The 24,010-nt window shown below is 71.4% G+C and carries 18 protein-coding genes; 9 read left to right on the top strand and 9 right to left on the bottom strand.

The window, feature by feature from the left end; all coding sequences use genetic code 11:
- Positions 1-3 precede the first annotated feature (3 nt).
- The 7 genes from O7543_RS08470 to O7543_RS08500 are packed head-to-tail and all read right to left on the bottom strand — an operon-like array spanning position 4 to position 11,345.
- Positions 4-1,749, bottom strand: coding sequence for a hydantoinase B/oxoprolinase family protein (locus O7543_RS08470; protein WP_281554340.1), 1,746 nt, complete (start codon positions 1,747-1,749; stop codon positions 4-6).
- Positions 1,742-3,436, bottom strand: coding sequence for a hydantoinase B/oxoprolinase family protein (locus O7543_RS08475; protein WP_281554339.1), 1,695 nt, complete (start codon positions 3,434-3,436; stop codon positions 1,742-1,744). The genes O7543_RS08470 and O7543_RS08475 overlap by 8 nt, the downstream gene beginning before the upstream one ends.
- Entirely contained in the window at positions 3,433-5,502 is a 2,070-nt protein-coding gene (locus O7543_RS08480; protein WP_281554338.1) for a hydantoinase/oxoprolinase family protein, read from the bottom strand. The genes O7543_RS08475 and O7543_RS08480 overlap by 4 nt, the downstream gene beginning before the upstream one ends.
- 9 nt (positions 5,503-5,511) lie before the next feature.
- Complete coding sequence (locus tag O7543_RS08485) at positions 5,512-7,752, bottom strand: ABC transporter ATP-binding protein (RefSeq protein ID WP_281554337.1); 2,241 nt, start codon at positions 7,750-7,752, stop codon at positions 5,512-5,514.
- Between the two features lie 5 nt (positions 7,753-7,757).
- Positions 7,758-8,654 carry an ABC transporter permease gene (locus O7543_RS08490; protein ID WP_281554336.1) on the bottom strand — a complete coding sequence of 299 codons (897 nt, stop codon included), beginning with the start codon at positions 8,652-8,654 and terminating at the stop codon, positions 7,758-7,760.
- Positions 8,654-9,664 (bottom strand): ABC transporter permease, encoded by a 1,011-nt coding sequence (locus tag O7543_RS08495; protein ID WP_278168422.1) that lies wholly within the window; start codon positions 9,662-9,664, stop codon positions 8,654-8,656. Before O7543_RS08495 ends, O7543_RS08490 begins: the two co-directional genes overlap by 1 nt.
- Positions 9,665-9,686: 22 nt before the next feature.
- Positions 9,687-11,345 carry an ABC transporter substrate-binding protein gene (locus O7543_RS08500; protein ID WP_281554335.1) on the bottom strand — a complete coding sequence of 553 codons (1,659 nt, stop codon included), beginning with the start codon at positions 11,343-11,345 and terminating at the stop codon, positions 9,687-9,689.
- A 381-nt stretch (positions 11,346-11,726) separates the two neighbouring features.
- On the opposite strand from O7543_RS08500, the gene O7543_RS08505 reads away from it, so the two are divergent.
- Positions 11,727-12,242, top strand: a complete 516-nt coding sequence (locus O7543_RS08505) for a hypothetical protein (RefSeq protein WP_281554334.1) — start codon at positions 11,727-11,729, stop codon at positions 12,240-12,242.
- 84 nt (positions 12,243-12,326) lie between these two features.
- Here the strand turns inward: O7543_RS08505 and O7543_RS08510 are convergent, their stop codons facing one another.
- Together O7543_RS08510 and O7543_RS08515 are read right to left on the bottom strand one after the other, a co-directional pair.
- Positions 12,327-12,503 (bottom strand): hypothetical protein, encoded by a 177-nt coding sequence (locus tag O7543_RS08510; protein ID WP_278116793.1) that lies wholly within the window; start codon positions 12,501-12,503, stop codon positions 12,327-12,329.
- Positions 12,504-12,624: 121 nt separating this feature from the next.
- Positions 12,625-14,736, bottom strand: coding sequence for a sulfatase-like hydrolase/transferase (locus O7543_RS08515; protein WP_281554333.1), 2,112 nt, complete (start codon positions 14,734-14,736; stop codon positions 12,625-12,627).
- Between the two features lie 233 nt (positions 14,737-14,969).
- On the opposite strand from O7543_RS08515, the gene O7543_RS08520 reads away from it, so the two are divergent.
- From O7543_RS08520 to O7543_RS08555, 8 genes are all read left to right on the top strand, one after another.
- Positions 14,970-16,397 (top strand): cytochrome P450, encoded by a 1,428-nt coding sequence (locus O7543_RS08520; protein ID WP_281554332.1) that lies wholly within the window; start codon positions 14,970-14,972, stop codon positions 16,395-16,397.
- A complete protein-coding gene (locus O7543_RS08525) occupies positions 16,397-17,305 on the top strand; it encodes a terpene synthase family protein (protein WP_281554331.1) in 909 nt (302 codons plus the stop codon). The genes O7543_RS08520 and O7543_RS08525 overlap by 1 nt, the downstream gene beginning before the upstream one ends.
- Entirely contained in the window at positions 17,305-19,014 is a 1,710-nt protein-coding gene (locus O7543_RS08530; protein WP_281554330.1) for a prenyltransferase/squalene oxidase repeat-containing protein, read from the top strand. The genes O7543_RS08525 and O7543_RS08530 overlap by 1 nt, the downstream gene beginning before the upstream one ends.
- A 134-nt stretch (positions 19,015-19,148) precedes the next feature.
- Positions 19,149-21,650: a nitrate- and nitrite sensing domain-containing protein gene (locus tag O7543_RS08535; RefSeq protein WP_281554329.1), complete on the top strand. Its 2,502-nt coding sequence runs from the start codon at positions 19,149-19,151 to the stop codon at positions 21,648-21,650.
- Between the two features lie 39 nt (positions 21,651-21,689).
- Positions 21,690-22,106 carry a roadblock/LC7 domain-containing protein gene (locus tag O7543_RS08540; protein WP_281554328.1) on the top strand — a complete coding sequence of 139 codons (417 nt, stop codon included), beginning with the start codon at positions 21,690-21,692 and terminating at the stop codon, positions 22,104-22,106.
- 10 nt (positions 22,107-22,116) lie between these two features.
- Positions 22,117-22,503 carry a DUF742 domain-containing protein gene (locus tag O7543_RS08545; protein ID WP_281554327.1) on the top strand — a complete coding sequence of 129 codons (387 nt, stop codon included), beginning with the start codon at positions 22,117-22,119 and terminating at the stop codon, positions 22,501-22,503.
- Positions 22,484-23,086, top strand: a complete 603-nt coding sequence (locus tag O7543_RS08550; RefSeq protein WP_281554326.1) for an ATP/GTP-binding protein — start codon at positions 22,484-22,486, stop codon at positions 23,084-23,086. The genes O7543_RS08545 and O7543_RS08550 overlap by 20 nt, the downstream gene beginning before the upstream one ends.
- A gap of 150 nt (positions 23,087-23,236) precedes the next feature.
- The gene (locus O7543_RS08555) at positions 23,237-23,785 is read left to right on the top strand and encodes a DoxX family membrane protein (protein ID WP_281554325.1); all 549 of its coding nucleotides are present in this window, start codon (positions 23,237-23,239) and stop codon (positions 23,783-23,785) included.
- The last annotated feature ends 225 nt before the right edge of the window (positions 23,786-24,010 follow it).

Genomic DNA, 24,010 nt, shown 5'->3' on the forward strand with positions numbered 1-24,010 from the left:
CGGTCAGCGGGGTTGGTCATCGCGGGCCTTTCTGCGGGGTGCGGGTGCGGGGACGCCGTAGACGTCGCGGGCGGCCGCCGGTGACACGTAGCCTTCGGCGACGTCGGCGCGAACCGCCTCGGGGTCGCGGTCGCGCGGGTCGCCGTGCCCGCCGCCACCGGCGGTGAGCAGGGTGACCCGGTCACCGGGGGCGACCGGCGTGCGTTTCGTGCTGACCCGTCGTTCCCGGTCGCTGCCGGGGTGGACGACCACCTGGATCGGGTCCGGCTGCCCGCCACCGTCCAACGCCCACGGCGCCGACCGGGTCTTCTTCACCACCGACAGGAATTCGCCGGCGGTGGCGAACCGGATGTCGCGGCGCAGCCCGGGTCCGCCCCGGTGCCGGCCGGCGCCGCCGGAGTCGGTGCGGATCTCCAGCCGTTCGAAGAACATCCCGGTGCGGGCCTCGAGCACCTCGACCGGGGTGTTGCGGGCCTGGGTCTGGCACAGGTGGTTGGCCGGGCCGATGCCGTCGTGGTCGGGCGAGGCGCCCCAGCCGACCGGGTCGTTGTTGCTGACCGCGTAGAGCTGCCCGGTGTCGGGGTGGGTGCCGACCATCATGAACCCGGGTACGTCGCCACCGGACGAGGCGGCCAGCCGGTCCGGCATGCCCTGGGCCAGCGCCCGGTAGATCAGCTCCATCGCCACGGTGCCGGTCCACTGGGTGAAGGTGGCGGCCGGGTAGACGGCGTGGAACAGGCTGCCCGGTTCGGCGACCACCCGCAGCGCGGTGAAGTGCCCGGCGTTGGTCTGCTCGGTCGGCGTGGTGAGCGCCTTGAACGCGACCCGGGCGGTGGCGATGGTCGACCCGTACGGCAGGTTCACCGGTCCGGCGACGGCGGGTGACGATCCGGTGAAGTCCACCGTGCAGGTGCCGTCGGCGATGGTGACGGTGACCTGCATCTTGATCGGCTCGTCGGTGATGCCGTCGTCGTCGAGCCAGTCGACGGCGGTCCAGGAGCCCTGCGGCAGCGCGGCGAGCGCGTCGGCGGTGGACGCCTGGGCGGCGGCGATCGCGGTGTCGACGACCGTGGTCACGGTGGCCGGGCCGAACCGTTCGACCAGCTCGATCAGCCGGCGTTCACCGGTGCGCAGCGCCGCGACCTGGGCGTGCAGGTCGCCGATGACCAGTTCGGGCATCCGTGAGTTGAACCGGATCAGCTCGATGATTTCGGGCACCGGCTCGCCCCGGCGGAACACCTTGGTGCCGGGGAAGATGACGCCTTCCTGGTGCATGTCGGTGGAGTCGAGCACGTAGCCGGGGTCCTTGGCCCCGAGGTCCATCCAGTGCGCCCGCACGCACAGGAACCCGATCAGCGTGCCGTCCCCGGCCGGCCCGTCCCCGGCGGCACCGGCCGGCTCCGGCAGGAAGACCGGGGCGAACAGGGTGGCGTCGTAGGCGTGCGCCGCGTTCCAGTACGGGTAGTTGAGCAGCACGATGTCGCCGGGGTGCAGGTTCTCCCGGCCGACGTAGGCGACGCCCTTGCGGATCGAGTAGTCGTTGGCGCCGAGGAACCGGCTCAGCCCGGTCGACTCGGCGACCAGCCGCAGCCCGGCGTCGTAGATGGAGATGCCGAAGTCGTACACCTCGTAGATGACCGGGTTGAACGCGGTGCGTACCAGCGCGGAGCGCATCTCCTCGGCGGCGGCCACCAGGTAGCTCCGCACCACCTCGGTCGCCGCACCGTCCACCCTGGAAGTATCAGTCATCGACCTCGACCCCGTACACCTCGCGGGCGGCGGCCGGCGACACGTAGCCTTCGGCGACGTCTTCGCGTACCGCCGCCGGGTCGCGCCGACGCGGGTCGCCGTGCCCGCCGCCACCGGCGGTGAGCAGGGTGACCCGGTCACCGGGCACCACCGGCGTCCGTTTCGTGCTGACCCGCCGTTCCCGCTCGGTGCCCGGGTGCACGATCACCTGGTTCGGGTCGGGCCGCGCGCCACCGTCGAGCGCCCACGGCGCCGACTTCGTCTTCTTGATCACCGACAGGAACTCACCCGGGGTGACGAACCGGATGTCGCGCCGCAGCCCCACGCCGCCCCGGTGCCGGCCGGCGCCGCCGGAGTCGGTGCGCATCTCGAACCGTTCGAAGAACATCCCGGTCCGGGCCTCGAGGACCTCGATCGGGGTCATCCGGCCGGTGCTGCCGGAGACGTGGGTGGCGGCGTTCATCCCGTCGTGCTCCCGGGTGCCGCCCCAGCCGACCGGGTCGTTGTTGCTGACCGCGAAGAGCTGACCGGTGTCCGGGTGGATGCCGACCATCATGAACCCGGGCACGTCCCCGCCGGACGAGGCCGGCAACCGGTCCGGCATGCCCTGGGCGAGTGCCTTGAGGATCAGCTCGACGGCGACGATGCCGGTCCACAGGGTGAACGTCGGCTGCGGGTAGACGGCGTGGAACAGGCTGCCCGGCTCGGCCCTGACCCGCAGCGGCGCGATGGTGCCGGCGTTCGACGGCTGGTCCGGTGAGGTCAACGACTTCAGGATGACCTTGCAGATCGCCTCGGTGGCCCCGTACGGCATGTTGATCGGGCCGGGCACCGCCGGTGACGAGCCGGCGAAGTCGACGGTGAAGGTGCCGTCGGCGATGGTGACGGTGACCTGCATCTTCACCGGGTCCTCGGTGATGCCGTCGTCGTCGACCCAGTCGGTGGCGGTCCACGAGCCCTGCGGCAGCGCGGCCAGGGCGGCCCGGCTGCGGGCCTCGCCGTCGGCGATGATCGCATCGACGGCGGCGGCCACCGTGGGCCGGCCGAACTTCGCCAGGATCTCCAGCAACCGCCGCTCGCCGGTGCGCAGCGCGGCGATCTGGGCGTGCAGGTCGCCGAGCACCTCGGCCGGCATCCGCGAGTTGAAGCGGATCAGCTCGTGGATCTCGTGCACCGGCTCGCCCCGGGACACCACCTTCGTGCCGGGGAAGATCAGCCCTTCCTGGTGCATGTCGGTGGAGTCGAGCACGTAGCCCGGGTCCTTGGCACCCAGGTCCATCCAGTGCGCCCGCACGCAGAGGAACCCGACCAGGTCGCCGTCGGCGTCCGGATCGGCGTCGGCCGGGTCCGGCATGAACACCGGGGCGAACAGGGTGGCGTCCGAGGCGTGCGCCGCGTTCCAGTACGGGTAGTTCAGCAGCACGATGTCGCCGCGGTGCAGGTTCTCCCGGCCGACGTACTCGACGCCCCTGGCGAGGGAGAAGTCGTTGGCGCCGAGGAAGAACGTCAACCCGGTCGCCTCGGCGATCAACCGCAGGTCGGCGTCGTACATCGACATGCCGAAGTCGTGCACCTCGTAGATCACCGGGTTGAACGAGGTGCGGATCAACGTGGCCCGCATCTCCTCGGCGGCGGAGATCAGGTAGCTACGTACCACCTCGGCGGTGGCTCCGTCCAGCGTGCTCACTTCGCCTCCTCCAGGGTCACCAGCAGGTAGCCGTGCGGGTCGACCTCGACGTACTGCCCGCTGGGCACCACCGTGGTGGAGGTGCCCTCGTCGACCAGGGCCGGACCGGCGAACCGGTCCCCCGGCGCGAGCTTCGCCCGGTCGTAGACGGCGAACGACGCCACCTCGCGGGTGCCGAAGTCGAAGGCGTCGCGGCGGCCGAGCAGCGCCCGGGTCGGGTCGCCGTCGCCGGCCGGCGGGCGGACCAGCTCCGGGCGGGTGGTCCGGCCGATGCCGCGGACCCGCAGGTTGAGGATCTGCAGCCGGTTGCTCATCGCGTGCCCGTACCGGGTGCGATGCAGCTGCTCGAACGCATCCCGGATCGCGTCGCGGTCCAGTCCGGCGCCGACGGTGACGATCAGGGTGTGTTCCTGACCGAGGTAGCGCAGCTCCAACTGGCGTTCCAGCACCGCCGAGCCGGCGTCGACGCCCTGCTCCACCAGGGAGCCGACCGCCTCGGCCTCGACCTCGACGAACATCGCCTCCAGCGCGGCCAGGTCGACGCTGCCCTCCGGCGCGTCGGCGTCCAGGGTGGCCAGCACCGTACGGGAGAAGTCGTCGACGATGTCGGCCGACAGCATCCCCCAGGCGGAGAAGCCGGACGGGGCGAACGGCACCACCACCTCCCGGATGCCCATCTCGCGGGCCAGCAGCGGGGCCAACAGCGGCCCGGCGCCGCCGAAGGCGAGCAGCGAGAAGACCCGGGGGTCGTGGCCGCGTTCCACGGTGATCTGACGGACCGCGCCGACGGTGCGGGCCAGCAGCACGTCGTAGACGCCGGCCGCAGCGGCGGTCGGGCTCAGCCCGAGCGGGGTGGCGATCTGCTCGTCGAGCGCCGCCTGCGCCGCCTTGGCCTGCAGACCCATCGTGCCGGCGAGGAACCGGTCCGGGTCGACGTAGCCGAGCACCACCGAGGCGTCGGTGACGGTCGGCCGCTGCCCGCCCCGGCCGTAGCAGACCGGCCCCGGGTCGGCGCCGGCGCTCTGCGGGCCCACCTTCAGCAGCCCCCGGTCCAGCCAGGCGATGGAGCCGCCGCCGGCACCGATGGTGCGGATGTCGTACGTCGGGATCAGCAGCGGGAAGTGCTCCAGCTGCGCCTCGTACGCGGCGACCGGGCTGCCCGCCTCGATCACGCAGGCGTCCAGCGACGTCCCGCCGATGTCGAAGGTGAGCAGGTTGTCCCGGCCCAGCGCCCCGGCCAGGTAGGCGGCGCCGACGATGCCGCCGGCCGGGCCGGACAGCACGGTGTGCGTCGGCGACGTCTTGGCCGTCGTCGAGGTCATCGACCCGCCGCCGGACCGCATGATCAGGAACCGGCCGGCGAAGCCCCGGGCGGCCAGCCCGGACTCCAGCTCGTCGACGTAGCGTTCGAAGATCGGCCGGATGTACGCCTCCAGCACGGTGGTGCTGGTCCGCTCGTACTCGCGGTGCTCGCGCACGATGTCCGTCGACACCGAGACGCTGACCTGCGGGTACGCCTCGCGGATGAGTGCGGCGGCGGCACGTTCGTGGCTGGGGTCGATGAACGAGTGCAGGAAGCAGACCGCGATCGACCCGACCCCGTGCTCCTCGACCAGGGTGCGGGCGGCGGCCCGGACACTGTCCGGGTCGAGTTCGGTCACCACCCGACCCCGGTAGTCGAGCCGGCCGGTCACCCCGACGGTGTACCGGCGCTTGACCAGGCTCTCCGGCCGTTCGTACTGGAAGTCGTACATGTGGTCGGCGGGCACGTTGCCCCGGCCGAGCAGGAAGACGTCCCGGAAGCCCTCGTTGGTGATGATGCCGGTGGCCCCGCCCCGGCGCTCCAGCACCGCGTTGAGCCCGAGCGTGGTGCCGTGGATGAACAGCTCCACCTCGGACAGGTCGGTGCCGAGCGCGGTCACCGCGTCCAGCACCCCTTCCCAGGGGCGGGCCGGCGTGGTCGACGCCTTGCGGAACCGGACCTGGTTGGTGCGGGTGTCCAGCTCCATCGCGTCGACGAAGGTGCCGCCGATGTCGACGGCGAGCCGGATGTGCGGTGCGGGCATCGTCTCAGGTCACCTTTCGGATTCGGTCAGCAGGTCGGGGATCTCCGGGGCCCGCCAGCAGGCTGCCCGGCTGCGCCCGTACGGCTGCAGTTGCTGTTCCTCGGTACGGCACCGGCCGGTGACGAACGGGCAGCGGGCGGCGAGCGGGCAGCCGGCGGCGGCGTCGGTCTCGTCGAGGTCCTTGAGCAGGTCGACGCGGCCGCCGCCGAACCCGGCGCCGAGGCTCGGCGCGCTGGACAGCAACGCCCGGGTGTACGGGTGCGCCGGGCTGGTGAAGACCTCGTCGACCGGCCCCTCCTCGACGATCCGGCCCAGGTAGAGCACGATCACCCGGTCGGCGAAGCCGCGTACCGTGGCCAGGTCGTGGGAGATGAACACGCTGCCCCGGTCCCGGTCGGCGAAGCCGCGTACCGTGGCCAGGTCGTGGGAGATGAACACGCTGCCCCGGTCCCGGTCGGCGGCGACGTCGCGGATCACTTCGAGGATCTGCGCCTGCACGGTGACGTCCAGCGCCGACGTCGGCTCGTCGAAGACGATCAGGTCGGGGTCGCCGACCAGGGCGCGGGCGATGCCGACCCGCTGTGCCTGCCCGCCGGAGAGTTCATGCGGGCGGCGGGCGAGGATCGACCGGTCCAGCTCCATCCGGTCCAGTGCGGCACCGACCCGTTCGGCCCGCTGCGGCGCCGGTACGCCGAGGGCGCGCAGCGGTTCGGCGATGGCGTCCGCGACGGTGCGGCGTGGGCTGAGCGCGCCGAACGGATCCTGGAACACCATCTGGGCGCGGGTCCGCAGGGTGCGCAGCGCCCGGCCGCGCAGCTCGGCCATCCGGGCGCCGCCGATCTCGACGGTGCCGGTTGCCGGCTCGACCAGCCCGAGGATCAGCTTGGCCAGGGTCGATTTACCGCAGCCGCTCTCTCCGACGACGCCGAGGGTTTCGCCGGCGGCCACGGTCAGGTCGACGCCGCGCAGCGCGTGGTGCCCGCCGCGGCCGAACCGGCTGCGGTAGACCACGTGCGCGTCGTCGATACGCAGCACGGTCCGCTCGGCTGCGCCGGCCCGCTCGGCGTCGACCCGCGGTGCGGTGCCAGGCGACGCGGTGCCCACCGACGTGTCGACGACGGCCGGGTCGGTGACCAACGGCCCGGTCTGCGGGTGGAAGCAAGCCAGCGTCCAGCCGGCCGTCCCGCCGGCAGCGCGGTCCGACGCGGCCGTGACCGACGTGGCGGCCGGCACGGCGCCGGTCGGCGGACGCTGCGCGGCGCAGCGGTCGGTGGCGTGCGCGCACCGGGAGACGAACGGGCAGTCGTCGGGCGGGGCGGTCAGCAGCGGCATCCCGCCGGCGGTGGCCCGCACCGGGCGGCCGTCCACGTCGGGCACCGAGGCGAGCAACGCCCGGGTGTACGGGTGGGCCGGGGCCCGCAGCACCTGCGCCGCCGGCCCGCTCTCCACGACGGTGCCGGCGTAGAGCACCACCACCCGGTCGCAGACCTCGGCGATCGAGGCCAGGTCGTGCGAGATGAGCAGCACCCCACGCCGGTCGGCGTCGGCGGCCTGGCGGAACTGGCGGAGGATCTCCCGGGCCAGGGTGACGTCCAGGCCGGTGGTGGGTTCGTCGGCGATCAGCAGGCCGGGCGCGCAGCCGGTGGCCAGCGAGATCATCACCCGCTGCGCCATCCCGCCGGACAGTTCGTGCGGGTACGCGTCGAGCCGCCGCTGCGGGCTGCGGATACCGACCGCCGCGAACAGTTCCCTGGCCACCTGACGGGCCTGCTGCCCGGTCATCCCCTGATGGGTGGTGAGCCGGTCGGTCAACTGCCGACCGACGGTACGGGTGGGGCTGAGCGCGCCGCGCGGGTTCTGGAAGCAGATCGCCGCGCCGTGGCCACGGTGGCGGCGCAGCTGCTCTGGGTCGAGCCGCAGTACGTCGACCGGTCCGCCGGTGTTGCCGGCACCGTCACTCGGCCCGCCAGCGGGGTCACCGGTGGCGTCACTGGTGAGGTCACCGGTGACGTCGCCGCCGTGGAAGCGGACCCGGCCGGTGGCCTGCGCGCCGCCGGGCAGCAGGCCGACGATCGAGCGGGCCACCATGGACTTGCCGCCGCCGCTCTCGCCGACCAGGCCGACCACCTCACCCCGGTCGACGTGCAGGCTGACCCCGCTGAGCGCGGCGACCTGCCGACCGGGTCGGCGGATCAGCACCGACAGGTTCTCGATGGCGAGCAGGTCGCGGGTGATCGTCGTCGGGTCCATCGCGGTCACCGCCGTTTCGCTTCCGCGCGTTCCTGCAGCCCTTCGCCGAGCAGGCTGAAGCCGAACACGCTGATCAGCAGGAACAGGCCGGGCGGCACCGAGGTCCACCAGCGGCCGGCGACCACGTCCGGCGAACCGAGACTGATCATCGACCCCCATTCGGCGGTCGGCACCGAGATGCCCAGCCCGAGGAAGGACAGCCCGGCCAGGGTGAGCATCGCCCAGCCGCAGCCGAGCGGGGCGATCACCCGCACCGGGGTGAGACTGTTCGGCAGCACGTGCCGCCACAGCACCCCGAGGTGCGACGCCCCGGAGGTGACCGCGGCGTCGATGAACGGCAGCTCCCGTACCGAGCGGACTTCGGCCCGCACCAGCCGGGCGTAACCGGGCGCGTTGACCAGGGCGATGGTCAGGATCAGGTTGACCGTGCCGCCGCCGAGCAGGGCGGCCACCGCGAGGGCCAGGATGAAGGTGGGGAACGCCTGGAAGATGTCGAGCAGTCGCATCAGCACGTCGTCGATCCAGCCGCCGAAGTAGCCGGCGACCAGGCCGAGGGTGGTGCCGGCGAGCACGGCGAGGGCGACCGCGGCGACCGCGATGCCCAGGTCGAGCCGGCCGGCGTGCAGCAGCCGGCTCCACACGTCCATTCCGTTGATGTCGGTGCCGAGCGGGTGGCTGCCGCCGGGCGGCAGCAGGGTGCCGGCCGGGTCGATCTCCTGCGGGCCCCAGGACGACAGCAGCGGCGCGGCGATCGCGGCCAGCGCCACCACCGCGAGGATCGTCGCGCCGACGGAGATCAGTACGGTGGCGAACCGGCCGCCCCGGGCGGTGCCGGCAGCCACCACCGGGGTGGCGTCGTCGGCGCTGTCCGCCGGTCCGCCGGCCGCGCGCAGGTCAACCATCAGATCTTCACTCTCGGGTCGAGGATCGCGTGCACCACGTCGGCGATCAGGAAGACGAGGACGTAGCAGACGGCGATGAGCAGCACGGAGGCCTGCACGACCGGGAAGTCGCGGTAGAGCAGCCCGCGCAGCGCCCACTGGCCGAAGCCCTGCCAGGAGTAGACGTACTCGATCAGCACGGTCGACCCGACCGCGGTGCCGAAGACCAGGGCGGCCAGCGACGGCAGCCGGACCAGCGCGGAGCGCACCAGGTAGCCGCGGCGCAGCAGCCGGTCGCGCAGCCCGTGCGCGGCGGCGGCGGTGTACGCCTCGGAGTGCAGCACCTCCAGCGCGGAGGCGCGCACGCTGCGCAGCAGCGGGGCGACCACCACGATCGCCAGGGTGGCCACCGGCAGCGCCAGGTGGGCCAGCGCGGAGGTGAACGCCGGTCCGTTGGCGGTCAGCGCGGCGTCGATCAGCTCTGCGCCGGTGATCGGGGTGAGGTTGGTGTCCGGGTCGACCCGGCCGCTGGGGGCCGGGAACCAGCCGAGCATGCTGTAGCCGACCAGGACCAGCACCAGGCCGAGCCAGAACTCCGGCACCGAGTTGCCGATCAGGGCCAGTACCCGGATGCCGTGGTCGGCGGCCCGGTCGGCGCGGCGCGCCGACCAGATGCCGCCGACCACGGCGATGAGCACCGCCACGGCGACCGCCAGCACCACCAGTTGCAGGGTGGGGCCGACCCGTAGGGCCAGCTCGCCGGCGACCGCGTTGCCGCTCTGGATCGACGTGCCGAGGTCACCGGTGAGCAGTCCGCCCAGGTAGTCCAGGAACTGTTTCCACAGTGGCTGGTCCAGTCCGTAGCGGGCCCGGGCGGCGGCGGCCTCGACCTCGGTGGCGTTCGGGCCGAGGATGGTCCGGATCGGATCCCCGGGGAGCACCCGTACCAGGACGAAGGTCGCGACGATCACGCCGAGCAGCACCGGTACGAGCTGCAGCAGCCGGCGGGCGACGAAGCGGGCGATGCGCATGAGGGGTGGGTGCCGGAGTGGGTCAGGCCGAGGCGTGGAGGTAGCGCAGCCGGGCCAGTCCGTCCATGGGCTGGACCCAGCCGGCGACGTCCTCGCGTACCGGCAGGTTGAAGTTGGGCTGGCAGAAGATCACCCAGGGCACGTCGGCGGCCAGGATCTCCTGCACCCGCAGCCAGAGTTCGTTGCGCTCGGCCGGGTCCACGACGGTGTGCGACCGCTCGTAGATCTCCTCCAGCTCCTGGTTGACGTAGTTGGAGTAGTTCAGGTTGGCGCCCTCGACGAAGCTGGTGGCCAGCATGTACTCGACGTCGTTGACCCACAGCTGACCGGCGGTGATCTGCAGCGGGATGTTCTTCTGCTGCCGCCGCTCGGCGAGGGTGGCCGGGTCCAGCGGGACCAGTTCCAGTTCGATGCCGACCTTGCGGGCCTCGCTCTGCACCAAAACCGCGATCTGCTGCTGGGTGTCGTTGTCGGTGGCGTAGACCAGCTCGGAGCTGACCTGGTCGACCCCGGCGGCGGCGAGCGCGGCGCGGGCGGCGTCCGGGTCGTAGCCGTACGGGTAGCCGCGCTCGTCGTAGCCGGGCATGTCCAGCGGCACCAGGCTCTTCGTCGGGCGGGCGTCGCCGCCGTACACGTTGTTGATGATCTGGTCGTACGGCACCGCGTGGGCGAGGGCCTTGCGGACGTCGACGTTGTCGAACGGCGCGGTGGTCACCGACATCTGGATGGCGACCTGCTCGTTGCTGGCCGCGGAGATGACCTTGACGCCGTCGGTGTTCTTCAGGTCGGCGATGTCGCGTTGGCCGATGCCCAGCGCCACGTCGATGTCGCCGGCTTCCAGCTGGAGTCGCTGGTTGGCGGCGGCCGGGACCACCGAGATCCGGATGGTCTTGGTCTGCGCCGGGTCGGGGCCCGAGTAGCCCTCGTTGGCGGCGAGCACGATCTCCTGGCCCTGCACGGCCCGCTCGACGTTGAAGTAGCCGCCGGTCGGGGCGTTGTTGGCGAACCACTCGGTGGCCCACGGGTCGGCGTCGGTGGCGTGCGTCTTCGCTTCCTCGGAGTCGAAGACGTACAGCGAGATCGCCTGGATCTGCCGGGTCAACGCGCTGGGGAACGCCTGGGTGAACTGCACCGTGTAGTCGTCGACCACGGTGACCTGGTCCGGCTCGGTCAAACCGATGGTCCGGTAGATGCCGGCGACGTTGGCCTGGGCAGCGAAGGCCCGGTCCTTGGACCACTTGACGTCGGCGGCGGTCATCTCGTTGCCGCTGGCGAAGGTGACGCCCTGACGCAGCTTGAGGGTCCAGACGGTCTGATCCTCGTTCGGCTCGAACGACTCGGCGAAGGTCGCCATGACGTTCTCGGTGTCGAGGATCCGGGAGCCGTCGACCTCGGTGACCCCGTAGTCGATCATGTACGGGAAGACGTTCTTGTACAGCATGAGCGCGACCGGGTCGAAGCCGACGAAGTCCTGGTCCCAGCTGCTCAGGTAGCTGGAGACGGCGATACGCAGGGTGTCGGCGGAGGTGCCCGGGGAGGCGTCGTCGGAGCCGTCGGTGCCCGAGCCGGAGGCACAGGCGCCGGTGGCGAACAGGAACGCGCCGATGCCCCCGAGCTGGAGCACCGACCGGCGGGAGAGGGCGGGCGGGGCGGATCCGCCCTGCGGAGAGGTACCAGCCATGGGAGAAGTCCTCCGTCGTGAACGGCGAGGGTGACCTTGCAATCAGGTAGCTGTGCGTTCAGGTAGCGGGTCAAGCGGCGAAGCGGGCCGCGAAGTACGGCGCGCCACCCCCCGTGTTCTATCAGGCTGAACGTTAGTGAACAAGAGGTGAAACCCGTTCACCGAGACTATCTCGGCGTGTGGCGAGGCAGAGCAGCCAAAAGGCCGAGGCCACCGGCGCAACTTTGTTCACAAGGTTTCACACACCTGATACACGGCACCGATCCGACCGCCCGCAGGTGATCGACAAAAGTTGATGCTGGGCCTAAGCTGCCAGATTGACCTCTGGTAGCGCTCCCAAAGCCGTCCCCTGCCGGAGGCGCACCGAGAGGAGGAACGGTCATGCGCCGCTCTACCGCGAGCGTACTCGTCGGGGTGGCCGCCCTGACACTCGTCGCCGGCTGCACCCCGCCCCCGACGGGGTCCCCAGGCACCCCGTCGGTCCCGGGCGTCGACTCGCCGACCGAGACCCGCGAGCCGATCCAGGTCAACGTCGCCGAAGCGCTCGACGTCGCTCAGCAGGAGTTCGACCTGATCGCCGGCGGCGACTGGTCGGGTGCCTGGCAGCTGTGGACCGCCGAGGCCCAGCAGTCGGTGCCGGAGGACGTGTTCGTCGAGACCAACGAGGCGTGCCCGGTGCAGGACGGCGTCGAGTTCCAGCTGCAGGAGGTGACACCGGTCGACGAGACGGCCGTCGACCTGACCTGGCGCCGCGACGACACCGTGGGCAACAGCTCACTGCGGCTGGTGCAGGACACCTGGCGGTTCGACCCGGGCGGCGGCGTGCTCGTCGAGTACGCCTCGGGCGCCGCCGACGCGATCGAGAAGCGCCGGGCGGCCGGCAACTGCCCGTCCTGACCTGAGAGGCGGATGCCCGGTCCGGTGGCAACGGACCCCGACCGTTGTGCTCCGGACCGGGCAACCTGTCGCGGCGTACCGCCTTCAGCGACGCCGCTTGTTCCGGTGCAGCGCGTCCCCCGCCTGCCGTAGCAGCTTCGAGGTACGCGACGACGGGCCCCTGCGGGACTCCACCACCGAGCTGAGCTTGCGCGCCCCGGCTGCCGCCAGCGGCACGGCGACCGCGACGACCGCCCAGCGCTTGATCATTCTGCCGACCATGGTCGCCTCCTTCGGTCGGGTATCGACACCCGGCAGACACATACCCGGCGGCCCGCTCCGCTAAGCCTGATCGGACACGATCGGCGGGGTGGACCGGCCGCAGGTGGGTGGGCGTCTCGGATCAGCCGGTGGTGGGCAGGCGCCGTAGAGTCGGCGCGGTTGCGGTCGGGCCGTCGCCGGCGTGCTCGGCGTCAACCACCAGGAACAGCTCCAACCGGTTGGCACCGGCGACGAACAGTCGCTCGTCCGGGATCAGCCCGACGAACCGGAGCTGACCGGCACCGTCGCGGGCCGCCTGGACCACGGTGCCGACCTGCCCGTTCAACGCGACCGCGACCGGTGCGCCGACCGGCACCGACTCCGGCAGGGTGCCGTGCACCAACGCCGGAATCTTGCCACGCTCCGCCCGGACGTCCTGGTACTCGGACAGATTCGTCACGGTCGCTGGCGGGCCCGTGTCGACCACAGTCAGATCGTCGACCGCCACGCCGATCAGGTCCGCCGCCGGCAGCGGCGGGAACACCGGCCGGGCGCTGGAACCCGCCTGTACGGCCGCGAAGTGGGCCGGGCCGTCGATCGTCACCGGCTCGCCCGGTCGCGGGTCGAACCGCTTGTCGGTGGTCTCCCGCTCGCCGCGCAGCGCGGAGATGCCATCGGTACGCCACGGCACCTGCACCCCGGCGTGGTCGGCGACGGTCGGCAGCAGATCGACCTGCTCCCAGTTGCGATCATCGATTCGCCCGGCCTGTTGGCCGGGCTCCTTGACGAACAGCGGCACCCAGGCGAGCTCGGCGGCGGCGGCGAACTGGTCGTCCATCTCCCGGCCGGCGACCCCCTCGCTGAAGCTGCCGCCGTGGTCGGAGGTCACCACGATCAGCGCGTCGTCGTAGAGTCCGTTCGCCCGCAGCGTGCGCAACGCCTCACCGACCAGCAGATCCGTGTAGCCGACCTGCTGCAGGTGCCGCTGATGGGTGAGCCGGGCCCACCAGGGTCCGTCGTACGGCAGCCCGCCCGGACCGTCGTACCGCATCCCGCTCGGCAGATAGGTCCACGGCGAGTGGGGCATCAGCAGGTGCAGGAAGTGCAGCGTCGGGGTGTCCCGGGGTCGCAGCGAACCGAGGAACTCGGTGAACCTGGCCGGCTGGTTCTCCTTCAACCTGCTCATCCGGAACCCGGGGCCGGCGTCCGGGGACTTGTCGTTGGCCCGGATGTCGTCGGCCACCGTCGGTTCGCGGAAACTCGCCGCCGGGTCGTCCAGCGAATCGTCCGGGGAGATCAACTGGCCGTACAGTGCCGCGGTTTCCCGCAGCATCACCGGCAGACTGCCCCGGTCCTGCCCGGGACGTCCCCGACAGTGCTGCGGCGGGCACAGCTGGGTGACGTTCTCCCAGGCCTCGACCTGGTAGGCCGGTCCGAGCAGGGTGAACAGGTTGTCCGGGTGCTGCGAGTAGTGCGGGGTCAATTCCCCGGTCGGGTACCGTCCGGTCAGCATCGCCGGCACCGCGTTGACGGTCTTGCCGCTCACCGTTGTCGCGTTGCGGTACCAGGTCGAGCCGGCGGCCAGCTGGGCGAAGTTCGGCACCAGCCCAGCGTCGATCTCACCCCGCTCGTCGAGCAGTGACACCAGCGGGAACTCGTCGAGAATGATCACGACGACCGGCGGATGCGGACCGATGCTGCGCACCGGCGCGCCGGATGTCTCTCGGCCGAGCAGCACCGCCGACGACGGCGAGGCGAAGACGAACAGCGACACGAACGCCAGCGGACCGACCGCGGCGACCCGCAGCACCTGCCGGGCGACCGTCGACCGGACGTACCCGGCCAGCAGCACCGTGGCGGCGACAGCGGCGAGCAACACCAGCAGCGGGCCACGCACATCGATCAACGCCTTTGCAATCTGCACCATGAGCAACACGGTCAGACCGCCGAGCACGATCAGATGAGTCCATCGCCGCACCGCCGGCCCGGCCAGCCCGATCAACCAGCCGAGACCCCACAACAGTACCGGTGGAACCAGCACGATCACCGCGACCAGAGCGAGTACGGCGGCCGGTCCGGCACCGTGGAAAAAGAAGAAATCCGGGCTGCGACCGATCACGTCGAGCAGCGGCTGGGTCACCACGAGCCCGCAGAGCGCGATCAACTCCACCAGGGTGGACCAGCCGGACACCCGTCGGGGGTCCGGCTTCGGGTCGTCGGCACCGGCACCGGCACCGGGCTGGGTCTGGGTCACCGTGCACTCATACCACACCGGGCCACGCCGACTGCCGGCGCAGACGACCGTACGCCTGGTTGTGCGCAAAGGCGCGCGAACCAAAGGAGAACTTAACATCTATGAATCTAGATTGCCTGTGATCACCATGGCATGATCAGCCGAACGTCGTCCTTTGCTTCCAATCAGTCACCAGTCGACCCGGTGGACCCTGCGGTCAGGTGACGGAACGGAGATCGTGTGCAGGTGATCGCATGACGGGTCCGACACCCCGACCGGGTGCCTCTCCCGCCCCGATGCGTCCGGTCGCGGCGCTACGCGTCCTGCCCGGGCTGGTCCGCGACCCGCTGCAGACCCTCGTCGGGCTCGCCGCCGACGCCGACGGCAGCATCGTCCGGCTGTCCGCCGGACCGGCCCGGCTCTATCTGGTCAGTGATCCCGCCCAGGTGGCGCACGTGCTGCGGGACAACGCGGCCAGCTACCTGCGCGACGGCCGTGGCCTGCTCTGGCGGCCCATCCTGCGGTTGTTCGGCGACGGCATCCTGAGCGAAGGTCCGGTCTGGTCGGACAGCCGCCGTACGCTGCAGCCGCTGTTCACCGCCCGCCGGCTGGACGCCCTCACCGACGACCTGGCCACGGCGATCGCGGACGCGACCGGGCCACTGGCCGACGCGGCCCGCCACGGACACACCGTCGACATCGGCGACGAACTGGCCCGGCTGGTCTGCCGCGCCATCGTCCGGGTGATGTTCGCCGACCGGTTCACCACCGACCAGGCGCTGCGGATCACCGCGGCCCAGGACACCATCGCCACCGCCGTACTGCCGAGGCTGCTCCTGCCGTTCGTGCCCAACGCGGTCCCACTGCCCCGCGACCGCGCGTTCCGTCAGGCCGTCCGGACCATCGACGACATCGTGCTGCCGGTGGTTCGGCAGGCCCGGGCCGACGGCGACGACACAGACGATGTCGTCGGGACCCTGGTCCGCGGTCGCGACCGCGACGGCCGGGGCTTCGACGAGGCGCAGATCCGCAACGACACGGTGGCCATGTTCGCCACCAGCACCGAGACCACGTACGGCGTACTGACCTGGCTCTGGCCGCTGCTGCACCGGCACCCGGCGGTCGCCGACCGGCTGCAGCGGGAGATCGACGAGGTGGTCGGCGCCGGACCGGTCCGCCGCGAGCACCTGCCGCGGCTGCGCTACACCCGCATGGTGCTGGACGAACTGCTGCGGCTGTACCCGGTCGCCTGGCTGATCCCGCGTACCGCGCTCGCCGACGACGTCATCGACGGCGTCCGCATCAAGGCCGGCGCGCAGCTGATGGTGAGCCCGTACCTGACCCACCGACTGCCCACGGTCTGGCCGGACCCGGACCGGTTCGACCCCGACCGGTTCGACCCCGACGGTACGCAAGACACCGACGCCGGTCCGTCGGCCCCGGCGTCGGCCCGGCGTCGGCAGCGGTACGCCCACTTCCCGTTCGGCGGCGGACCACACCAGTGCCTCGGCCAGCACCTGTTCTACCTGGAGGCGTCGCTGATCGTCGCCACGATCCTCAGCCGGTTCCGGGTGCGGGTGACGGACGGCCGGCTGCCCACGCCGCAGGCCGGTGCGTCGGTACGGACCGACGCACCGGTACGGGTCCGGATCGAACCGGCCGCCCTCTCCCGGACGGTCTGATGCACACGGTGTCCTCATCGGCCGCAGCGAACCTGCAGAGCGCGGCCGAGAACGGCCGGATCTGCGCGATCGCGATCCACGGTCAGCGTGACCTGGCCGAACACACCCGGGCCTACCCCGGTCTGTTCCCGGCCCGCCCGTTCGACCCGGCGGTCAGCGCCGCGATCTCGCTGGCCACCGCGTTCGCCGCGCCCTGGTGCACCCCGGAGCAGCTACGGCTGGCCAACCGGGCCGCGCTGTGGGTGTTCGCCGCCGACTGGTTGATCGACTACCAGGCCACGACCGACGACGAGATCGTCGCCCTCGTCGACCGGTGCCGCGCCGTGGCGTACGGCGCCGCAGCCGGGCCCGACGACGAACTCGGCCGATTCCTCGCCGACATCGTCGCCGAACTCGACCAGGCACCCGCCTTCGCCGACCGACGGGACCGCTGGAGGGCCGAGCTGGACCGGACGCTCACCGCCATGCACCGGGAATGGCGGTGGAAGGCGGCCCGCCGCGCCACCCCGGCGCAAGCCGGCCCGACCTTCGCCGACTACCTCGACAACGCAGACAACTTCGGGTCGACCTTCGTCAACGTGACGCACTGGCTGCGTCTGGGCGACGGGCCGACGCTGGCGCACCTGACCGAGCTGATCACCGTCAGCCGGGAGGTGCAGCGGGTGCTCCGGCTGGTCAACGACCTCGCCTCGATCAAGCGGGACACCACCTGGGGTGACCTCAACGCGCTGCTGCTGACCGCCGACCGGGGTGTCGTGGAGGACCAGATCGGACATCTGGTGGACCGGTGCCGCGACCTGCTGCGGCCGTTGGAGATCCGCTGCCCCAACCAGGCCGCCTACCTGTCCCGGCAGCTGGGGTACACCAGCGGCTTCTACCGGGTCACCGACTTCTGGGGAGAGCTGTGATGGTCACCGGAAGCCGGGCCGCGCCCGGTGGCGGACGCGCCACGGCCGACCCGGTCCCGGTCCGTGCCCGACGGTACGTCGGACCGGTCACGGACAACTGGGACCGGGCCGCGCAGGAGATCGTGGACCGGCTGCCCGGTCAGCCCTGGGGCCGCACCGATGTCTCCGTCTACGAGACCGCCCGACTGGTCAGTCTCGCCCCCTGGCTAACCGGGCACCGGGCCCGGGTGCGCTATCTGCTGGCCAGCCAGCAGCCGGACGGCAGCTGGGGCGGTCCGGGCGGCTACGCGCTGGTCCCGACGTTGAGCGCCGTCGAGGCGCTGCTCGGCGTCAGGGCCGTACCGCCGGTCCGGTCCAGCGCCACGCCACTGACCGACGCGACGCCACTGACCGACGCGACGACGCGGGGGCTGACCGCCGCGCACCGGATCCTCGCAGCGGCGGCCGGCGGGACACTGCCCGACACCCCCGCCGCTGATCTGATCGTGGCAGCGCTGGTCGGCCGGATCAACCAACGGTTACGGCACCGCCCCGGCCTGCCCGCGAGCGACCCCCCACTACGGCTGCGAGGTGAACTCGACTCCGACCGGCTGGACGCGGTGCGCCGGCTGTCCGCCGGTGGCCGGCCGGTGCCGACGAAGCTGCTGCACGCGTACGAGACCTTCGCCAACCAGGTGGCGCCGCTGGGCCGTCCAGCGGTGGCCCCCGTGCCGGCCCACCCGCTCGCGGGGTCCGGGACAGGCGGACAGGCCGGCACGGTCGGCGGTTCGCCGGCCGCCACCGCGGCCTGGCTCGCCACCATCGATCCGGTCCACACCGAGGTCGACCCGATGCCCGCGCGCCGCTATCTGGAAGCGGTGGTACACCAACACCACGGTCCGGTGCCGTGTGCCACGCCGGTCGCCGTCTTCGAACGGGCCTGGGTTCTGACCACCCTGCTGCGCGCCGACGTCGCCGTGCTGGTTCCGCCCGAACTGCCGGGATCGCTGCGTGCGGCGCTCACCCCGGCCGGAGCAGCGACCGGTGCGGGCCTGCCGCCGGACGCCGACACCACCGCCGTGGTCCTGCACTGTCTCGCGCTGCTCGGACAGCCGGCCGATCCGGCGGTGCTGCTCGGCTTCTGGGCCGGCGACCACATCGCCACCTGGCCGGGGGAGGACGGAACTTCGGTGACCACCAACGCACACGCCCTCGACAGCCTTCAGGCGGTCGGGGGTGGACGTCGCGCCGCCGACCTGGACGTACTCCACCGGTCTATCAGCGCCTGGCTCTGCGACCAGCAGCAACCCGACGGCTCCTGGCAGGACCGCTGGCACGCCTCGCCGTACTACGCGACCGCCGCCTGCGCGTTGGCGTTGTCCGCCGCCGGCACCGGAGCCCGGCCGGCTGCCGCCGTGCTGCGGGCGGTGGACTGGGTGCTGCGCACCCAACGGCCAGACGGCTCCTGGGGGCGTTGGCACGGCACCGCCGAGGAGACCGCGTACGCGGTACGGATCCTGCTCGACACCACCGACCCACCCAGTGACCGGATGCTGCGGGCCGCCCGCCGGGGCGCCGCCCATCTCGTACCGTCCACCGCCGACCAGGGGCCGGCGCTCTGGCACGACAAAGACCTCTACCAACCGGTCACAGTGGTCGCGGCGGAGATCGTGGCCGCCGGCAAACTCGCGCACCGGGCACGCGTCACCGGCGTCAACAGGCACGCTTGAGCCACGGACCGCGACGCTGCTAGCGTGCGCCGTGCCGATGCGCTCATGAACAGGCGCGGCACAGTCCGCGTATGTACGGCCAGGAGTAGCAGGCAGATGACGAGATATTCGCAGGTCAGGCCGGGGACGGTGTAATGGTGTCACGCGGATTTCACCTGCGTACCAAGATTGTCGCGCTGCTGCTGTCACTCAGCGCGCTGTGGGCATTCGCCGCGTGGGTGACCCTGCGCGACGGCCTGAATTTGTTGTGGGTGCAGACCTATGACAGCCAGATCTACCAGCCGAGCGAGCCGTTGCTGCTCGGACTGCAGTCCGAGCGACGGCTGGCGATGGAATACCTGGCCGGGCCGACCGACGAACGCCGTAGCGAACTGGTCGAGCTCCGCGAGGCAAACGAACTGCTCGCGAACGAATTTCAGGCATCCGCCCAGCACTGGTGGGCGGACCTCGCGGCCGGCGCCGGACTGGAACAACAAGTCGCCGACACGGTACGGTGGCTGACCGAGCTACGCGCCACCCGCGACGCCGTCGAGGCACGGGAAGTCGACCGGGGCAGCGCACACGGGGCCTACACCAACACGATCGCCGCGTTCTTCCAACTGTTCGGTGCACTGGGCAACCTCGACGAACGCGACATCGCCGACGACACGGCGACCCTGACCGATCTCAACCGGAGCCAGGAACTGGTCGCCCAGCAGGATGCGCTGATCGCCGGTGTGATCGTCGCCGAACGGTTCACCACAGCCGAGCACACCTGGTTCGTACAGTTGGTCGGCGCACAGGAATTCCTCGTCGACGCCACTGTGGTGGAACTGCCGGAACCGGACCGGGCCCGGTACGCGGAACTGGTCGACAGCGCCAGCTACGAACGTTTCCGCAACGCTCAGCAGCGGATCATCGCGAGCGGGCCGTCCTCCTCGTCGGCACCGTTGACCGAGGCGCAGTGGCGGCCCGCGGCCGACACGACCATGTCCGATCTGCACGCGATCGTGCTGGCCGGCGGCGACGACCTCGTCGACCGGGCCGTGCCGGTGGCACTGCTGGTGCTGCTCCGGCTGCTGCTCGCGGCCGGTCTCGGCATGCTCGCGGTCGTCGCGTCGATCATCATGTCGATCACCACCGCACGGGCGATCGTCGCCCAGCTCGAACGGCTCCGGGACGCGGCGCACCGGCTGGCCGAGGAGCGGCTGCCGGGCGTGGTCGACCGGCTCGGCCGGGGCGAGGAGGTCGACGTGGCGGCCGAGGCACCGCCGCTGGAGTTCGGCAACGACGAGATCGGGCAGGTGGGCCGCGCCTTCAACCAGGTGCAGGAAACCGCGGTGCGCACCGCCGTGGAACAGGCCGAGCTGCGGCGCAGCGTCCGCGACGTGTTCCTCAGCCTGGCCCGCCGGACCCAGGCGCTGGTCCACCGGCAGCTCACCCTGCTCGACTCGATGGAACGCCGGGAGGAGGACGCGGACAAGCTCGAGGAGCTCTTCCGGGTCGACCACCTGGCCACCCGGATGCGGCGCAACGCGGAGAATCTGATCGTGCTATCCGGCTCGACACCCGGCCGGACCTGGCGCCGCGACGTGCCGATGGTGGACGTGGTCCGGGGTGCCATCGCCGAGGTCGAGGACTACACCCGGGTGACCGTCGCTCCGATCGGGCAGGTCTCGTTGGCCGGCCGGGCCGTCGCCGACGTGATCCATCTGCTCGCCGAACTCATCGAGAACGCGTTGTCGTTCTCCCCGCCGCACACCACCGTCCAGGTCAAGGGGCAGTTCGTCGCCAATGGCTACGTGGTGGAGATTGAGGACCGCGGGCTGGGCATGAGCGACGACGAGCGGGCCGCCGCGAACGAACGGATCACCGAGCATCCGGAATTCCGGTTGTCCAGCACCGTCCGGCTCGGCCTGTACGTGGTCAGCCGGCTGACCGAGCGCACCGGCATCCGGGTGCATCTGAAGGAGTCGCCGTACGGCGGATCGACCGCTGTCGTGCTGATTCCACGGGAGCTGGTGGTGCCGGGCGACGAAGCCACCGACCCGGATCTGTGCTCCAGCGACCGGCTCCCAGCGGCTGTCCCGGCTGTTTCTGCTGCGACCGACGCCGTCGAGACGCTGCCCCTGGCGGCCGCAGCCGGCCCGGGTCGGGCCGCCGAGCGGCGTTCCACGGTACGGGCGGTCGCCCAGGTGGCCGCCACCGCCCGATCCGAGCCCGTACCGCAACCGGGCGGCGACGCGCCGACCGCACCGACAGCGGCGGGAGGTCCGGCCGGGTCGGTGCAGTCCGATCCTGACCAGGTCCGGGCCGCCCCGCCAGCCGGGTCACACACATCGACCTACACCCCGTCCGGGCTACCCGTCCGGGTACGCTCCGCAGCCGCCGGATCCGCCGGTGGGCCGGGCGCGAACCCGCCCGACAGGTCGCAGCTGGACGGGCACCCGGAGAGCGAACCGGCCGATCCCCCGGCCCGCCCGGCCGAGCAGGTACTGCGGATGATGAGCGCATACCAGAGCGGGACGAGGCAGGGTCGATCGGACGCGGCGCAACTGCCTGACGCGCCGCCACCCGAGGATTCCGCGGCAGCGCCGCAACGACAGTCACCGGCCACCGCCCCGGTCGGCGACGACCGGAAACCACCATCGGCGTGAGCCTCAGCGCTAGGGCTGGCACGAACAGGAGAACCACTGATGCAGCAGACCGCTTCGATCGCGGACCTCACCTGGTTGCTCGACGATCTGGTCGGTCGGGTCAAGCAGGCCGAGCATGCGATCGTGCTTTCCGTGGACGGCCTGTTGATGGCCTCCTCGGCCGGCCTGGGACGCGACGACGGCGAGCACCTCGCGGCGCTGGCCGCCGGAATTCAGAGCCTCGCCCGCGGGGCCGGCAAACGGTTCCGCGGTGGGCCGGTACGACAGACCATCATTGAGATGGAGTCCTCGTTCCTGTTCGTCACGGCGGCCGGGCACGGTGCCTGCCTCGCCGTACTGGCCAGCGAGGAGACCGACGTGGGGCTGATCGCCTACGAGATGGCGATGCTGGTGACCAGGGCCGGCAAGTACCTGGCCTCCCGCAGCCGCCCGGCCGAGAACCACACAGAGAAGTGACCCGGCGACGATGAGCCAGTCCGACGAATCCGGTGAGGACCGGTGGATCGACGACCACGCCGGGCCGGTGGTCCGTCCGTACGCCATGACCGGCGGACGCACCCGGCCACGCCGCGGCCGGTTCGACCTCATCTCGTTGGTGCTGGCCAGGCCACGGACCCCACCCACGGAAGCCGGTCTCGGCCCGGAGCACCTGTCGATCCTGGACCGCTGCCGCGAGCCGCTGTCGGTGGCCGAAGTCGCGGCCTACCTGGATCTGCCCCTCGGCACCGTCCGGGTCCTCCTCGGCGACCTGCTCGAACACGCACTGGTCGAGGTACAGGAACCCCGTTCGGCGTCGAACCCGACTGACGACAGCGTATTCGAGGCGGTTATCAATGGACTACGAGCGCTCTGATCCGGCCGGCACCAGGCCGATCGCACCGACCGCGGTGAAGGTGCTCATCGCCGGCGGTTTCGGGGTGGGCAAGACGACCCTGGTCGGCTCAGTCAGCGAAACCCGGCCACTGCGCACCGAGGAACTGCTCACCGAGGTCGGGGTCGCGGTGGACGACGTCTCCGGCGTGGAGGAGAAGTCCACCACCACGGTGGCGATGGACTTCGGCCGAATCACCATCAGCGAAGATCTGGTGCTCTACCTGTTCGGCACCCCCGGCCAGGAGCGATTCCTCTTCGTCTGGGACGAACTCGCGATGGGCGCGCTCGGTGCGGTGGTTCTCGCTGACACCCGGCGGCTGGCCGACTGTTTCCCGTCCATCGACTACTTCGAGCAGCGGGGCACCCCGTTCATCGTCGCGGTCAACTGCTTCGACGGTGCCCGGCAGTACGCGCTCGGCGAGGTCCAGTTGGCGCTGAACCTCGATCCGGAGGTGCCGGTGGTGCTCTGCGACGCCCGGCACCGGCAGTCCGGCAAGGAAGTCCTGGTGAAGCTACTCGAACACGCCCGGGATCACTCACGCCGGTCGGCCGCTGTCGGATAGCCCCGCCGGACAGCCGCCGGACAGGCCGACCTCCGGCACCGGCCGGCGGGACTTCCGGCCCTGCCGCCCTGCCGGGAAATCCCCTGACAATCGATGTGTCGGAGAGAGCGCCGGACACCGACACCGATCAACGACAGGGAGGGGATCGAGATGGCACGCACCACACACCCGGCACCAGCCACGACCGACAGAGGATTCGCCACCACGCCCGCCGAGGCCCGGTTCGGCGAGGTGGTCTGGGCAGTGACCAGACTGGCCCTCGGATTCGTCTTTCTCTGGGCTTTCCTCGACAAGCTCGCCGGCCTCGGCAAGGCGACCCCCAGCGAGCGCGCCTGGATCAACGGCGGATCCCCGACCACCGGGTACCTCAGCAACGTGGAGGGCCCGTTCAGCGAGTTCTTCAGCGGCATGGCCGGTCAGGCCTGGGCCGACTGGTTGTTCATGGTCGGCCTGCTCGGCATCGGCGTGGCGCTGATCCTGGGCGTCGGAATGTGGGTCGCCGCAGCATCCGGCTCGTTGTTGCTGGCCCTTATGTGGCTGGCGTCGCTGCCGATCGCCACCAACCCGTTCCTGGACGACCACCTGGTCTACGCCCTGGTGCTGCTCGGCCTGGCCACGACCGGCGCTGGCCTCCGGTACGGCCTGGCCAACTGGTGGCGGAACCTGCCGCTGGTACGGCGCAACGCCTGGCTCCGCTGACCCACCCCGAGTCGGTCGACCGTCACGGCCCCGCTGAATTCACTCGGCGGGGCCGACCGCTGCCCGCGCACTTCGACGGCAGGGAATGCACATGAGCGCCGGCTGCGGTGATCACCGCAGCCGGCACCCACGTCCATCAAACGGCAGCTACCGAGCGTCCGAACCGGACGCTCACCGCTCCTGCGGTCGTCGCCTGAACCAGGCGATCGTCACTGCTCCTCAATC

Origin of the sequence: Solwaraspora sp. WMMA2080, assembly GCF_027497395.1 — a bacterium.
GTDB lineage: Bacteria > Actinomycetota > Actinomycetes > Mycobacteriales > Micromonosporaceae > Micromonospora_E.